General features: G+C 22.6%; 1 protein-coding gene and 2 pseudogenes. 2 read left to right on the top strand and 1 reads right to left on the bottom strand.

All coding sequences use genetic code 11. The features are described from left to right. Positions 1 to 473 precede the first annotated feature (473 nt). Positions 474 to 1208, top strand: a pseudogene (locus BBA70_RS03960) (sigma-70 family RNA polymerase sigma factor). Positions 1209 to 1626: 418 nt separating this feature from the next. Then, positions 1627 to 2576: pseudogene (locus BBA70_RS01855) on the top strand (IS3 family transposase). A 589-nt stretch (positions 2577 to 3165) separates the two neighbouring features. Here the strand turns inward: BBA70_RS01855 and BBA70_RS01860 are convergent. Continuing rightward, on the bottom strand, positions 3166 to 4050 hold the full coding sequence (locus BBA70_RS01860; RefSeq protein ID WP_252861552.1) for a DUF2963 domain-containing protein: 885 nt from the start codon (positions 4048 to 4050) through the stop codon (positions 3166 to 3168). Positions 4051 to 4229 lie beyond the last annotated feature (179 nt).

Consider the following 4229-nt stretch of genomic DNA (forward strand, 5'->3'; position numbering starts at 1 on the left):
TATTATTTTTTAAAATTATAAAAAACTTCAATATTATTAAAAACTTCTTTGATTTGTTTTTTAGTTGTTTTTTAAAATGGGGATTTAATTTTCTGAACAAAGGGACAAATTTTTTGTAAATAATGTAATTGATTATTATCTTTTATAAAGGTAATTATTATTTTTTAACCACCTAATTTATTATAATTAAATTTTTTTATTTTTTAATATTTTTTTTAATATTTTTTTAAAAAATTTATTTTATATATAACACAAAACTAATTTTTGAGGACCTAATTAGTTTAGGTTTATTTTAGTTTATTTAATTTTCTGCTTAAAACAAAAAGAGTTTTATGTTTCGTCGATAATTACCTTTTTAGTAGGTATTTTTCTTTTTGAAATTATAAATAATATCTAAAACAATTTTTTGTTTCTTGTCAGCTCATTCATAGGATATATAAGGAGCTAAAAAAATGTTTTTAGAGAGGAATTGAATGTTAAGACAAAAATTATTTAAAGATTTTTTTAAAAATAAAAAGAATTTAGAAATTCGTAATCAATTAATCGAACTTCATTTGCCTTTATTAAAAAAACTAGCTTATCATTTTAAATATTACCCTAAAGTTTTAACTAAGGAGGATTTATATCAAGAAGGGATTTTAGGATTAATCAAAGCTCTAAATAATTACCAAGATTTAGGTTATGACTTTATCGCCTATGCAACACCAACAATAAAAAAAGCCACTCACCTTCAATTCCCCAAAAAACAAACAAACTACCGCCCAAAAACCAAACTCTATTTGTAGACCCTCAAATCTTAGATGAAATAAAAAAATATAGAATAGAAATAATCAAAAATCATCATTCCGAAGAACATAATAATATAACTCTAAACAAACACATAAAACCCAAAATAATACCCTTAAAAAAAACATTTCTCTATCTTCCCCAAATATAAATATCTCAACGAACAAAAAGACTGCATTAAAGAATTAATAAGTAAGATAACCATAGATAAACTAGACACTTTAAAATTATATAAATTAGATGCTAAAAAAGTAGATAAATATAACAATCCTATCAAAACAAACTATAAAAAAGGTTTAAATGTTATTTATTATCAATTGGAAGATTTAAAACACATCAAATTATTTTTAACCAAAAATAAACAGGGCTATCGGGTTAAAAAAATTAGGTCTGGTTATTTATCAAATTTTAATAAAAAATAAATAAACAATTTATTATTACCATCTTATTACCATTTGACCCCTTTAATTTCTTTGACAAAACCAAACATTTTTAAGGAGTGATATTTTATATATTATATCGATAATGATAATGATACTTGATATTTGATATTATCGTTGTATCTTTTAACTATCATTATTATTTTTCGATATATAAATAACTCCCTATTTTTCCTTTTCATTATTAAAAATAGTTGTTTAAAATTATCCAAACAAAATACCCTAACGCGCTGAAGCGCTAATGACAATTATAAGTACACATAAATAAAAAAAGAAGAAAACTAAAAATCCCCCAGTTGCGCGCGACCCCCCTTTTTTTAAATAAATATAATCATTCAGAGTTATAATGGTTATGTATATGATATAAAAAAAGGAAACAATATTTAAATCATGAAAAAAAATAGTTAAAATAATAGAAAAAGAGAAACAAAAAATAAATTATTACAAACTCTAATGAAAAAAACCAAAAAACTGATAAAAAAACTGTTTTTGAATTAGTTAAACAATTTAATCAAAAACTAAATTTAACAACCATTTTAAAAACTATCAAAACCAAAAGAAGCACTTATTATTGGTTGAAAGTCGAAAATAAAATAAAAGCAAAAAAAGAAAAATACTTATTACAACAAAATCGCATTAAAGCTTTATGTTTACAAGAAAAATATTTTTGCGGTCATCGTAAAATCAATGATTTATACCAAAAAACTTTTAACGAAAACATTACCAAGAAAAAAATTTATACTATTATGAAAGAAAACGGTATTTTTTGTCGTTTAAGAATTAAAAAAATAAATATTATTATAAAAATAATTTAAAAGCTAAATTAAAAGTGGTAGACAATTTAATTAATCAAGACTTTATATCAACTCAACCCATGCAAAAACTATTTACCGACATAACTTATTTCAACTCCCCAAGGATTTTTATATTTTTCTTGTATTATTGATTCTTTCAACAACCAAATTATCGCTTCCCACACTTCCAAACATCAAAATAAAGAATTAGTTTTAAACACCATCCAAAAATTACCTCTATTAAAAGAACCTTGTATTATTCACTCAGATAAAGGAACAGTTTATCAATCACAAAAAGTCCAACAAATTTTAACGAAAAAAAGGTTTTTTAATTAGCATATCGAGAAAAGCCACTCCTCGCGATAACGGTGTAATTGAAAACTTTTCCGGTCAAATGAAAACTATCTTACAACATCAACATCCTTTTTTATTTCAAAAATCACCTGAAAAAGTTAAAAAAATAATCAATTATTTCCCCAAATTTTGGAACAATCAATGGATTTTAGCTAAATTAAATTATTCATCACCTTCTCAATATTGTCAAAATTTTAGATAATAATTTTTTTATTTCAAATTTTCAACATTGAAAAAGGTTATCTTTTTTGCGCATTTTTTAATCAAAATAACATAATTATGTAAAAAAATAATTATAATTCCATTTTCTTACCACTTTTTTAATTTTTTTTACCTAACTATATAGTGTAAAGATAAAATATGACAAAAAAATATCTTTTGAAACTAAAAGTTTTAGAAACTTTTTGAAATTTTAAAAAAATATTTCCTTAGTTTGAAAAGATATGAAATTATCTACTTAATTTTAAGTCTTAAAGAACAATTTTAAAGACAAAATTTGTCTAAAAAAACGGAACAGCGCAAGTGTCTAAACTTTTGGAACACCTCATCATTAAGAGAAGATTATCCTTCTTATAATGATGAAAATATTTTAACATAAATAATTTTTTAGTATTATTAGTAGCTACCAAAATTAAAGGTTTTTCTTTTTATCTTAATTTTTCAATTAAAATGGTAGTTTTGCCAGAACCAGCAAGGGGACTTTATAGGAGAGGGTGTAATAGTTAATCTAAGTATACTTCGGCTGGCCTCCTAGTTCGCTCTTCTCGTCTTTGGATATGAATATAATATTATTAATGATTTATGATTTTTTTAATAGTTCCATCAGGGTTATAATAAATTTTATTAATTATTTTACCTGTTTGGTGATCGTATTCCTCAATATAATCAATTGTTTTGCCATCGGATTCAAATGTTGTTTCTTTAATTATTTTACCTGTTTGTTGATCGTATTCCTCAATATAATATATTGTTTTACCATCAGGTCTATAAATAGTTCTTGTAATTAATTTTCCTGTTTGTTGATCGTATTCCTCAATATAATATATTGTTTTACCATCGTAATAATCAATTTCGGACGGATATTTATAAAGTTTGGTTTTAAAAAATTTAACTTTACCGTTTTTATCTATTTCTTTAAACTTTTCTTCATTATCATCAAATTCTTCAATAGAATTATCAATATTTTTACGTTTCATTAATTTTGAATTAATTGGATTATATTCCATCCAAACGCCATCTGATAAAGTTTTTTTGATTAATTTACCATGTGAACCATACTCTTCAACATTGTTATATTTATCAGTTTTTTTCAACAAAAGACCATTATTTTTATCATATTCAAAAATATTATTATCATTATCAATTTTTTTAACTAATTTATGAGTAAATAAATTATAATATTCTTTTTCTCCGTTACCTCTTATAAACTCATAAGGAACACTTTTTAAATGTTCGTTTTCTTCTTTAAGTTTTTTATTTTCAATATATATATCATTATTTAACTCTCTTGCTTTTGCTTTAATATCTACTTCTTGTAATTTACGTCTTTCTTCGGTTTCTAAATGATATTTATAAGAAATCCCACCTATCCAAAACACAAAAAAAATTAATGTTCCAGTAGTAATTAAAAAAGGAATTATTTTATAATGTTTATTGCCTATTCTAAAACTTGACATTTTTAAACCTCTTTTCTATTATCAAAAAATAATTAAAGCATTTTTTTAGCATTTTCAAATACCCATAAATATAGGAAATTAATAAAAAATGATAAAACGAAACTCAATATTATTATAACCTTTTTAAACAAGAATAAAAAGAATTTTAAAACAATTGAAATAATGTCTAATATTCTTAA

The sequence above is a fragment of the New Jersey aster yellows phytoplasma genome, from assembly GCF_002554195.1.
Lineage (GTDB): Bacteria > Bacillota_I > Bacilli_A > Acholeplasmatales > Acholeplasmataceae > Phytoplasma.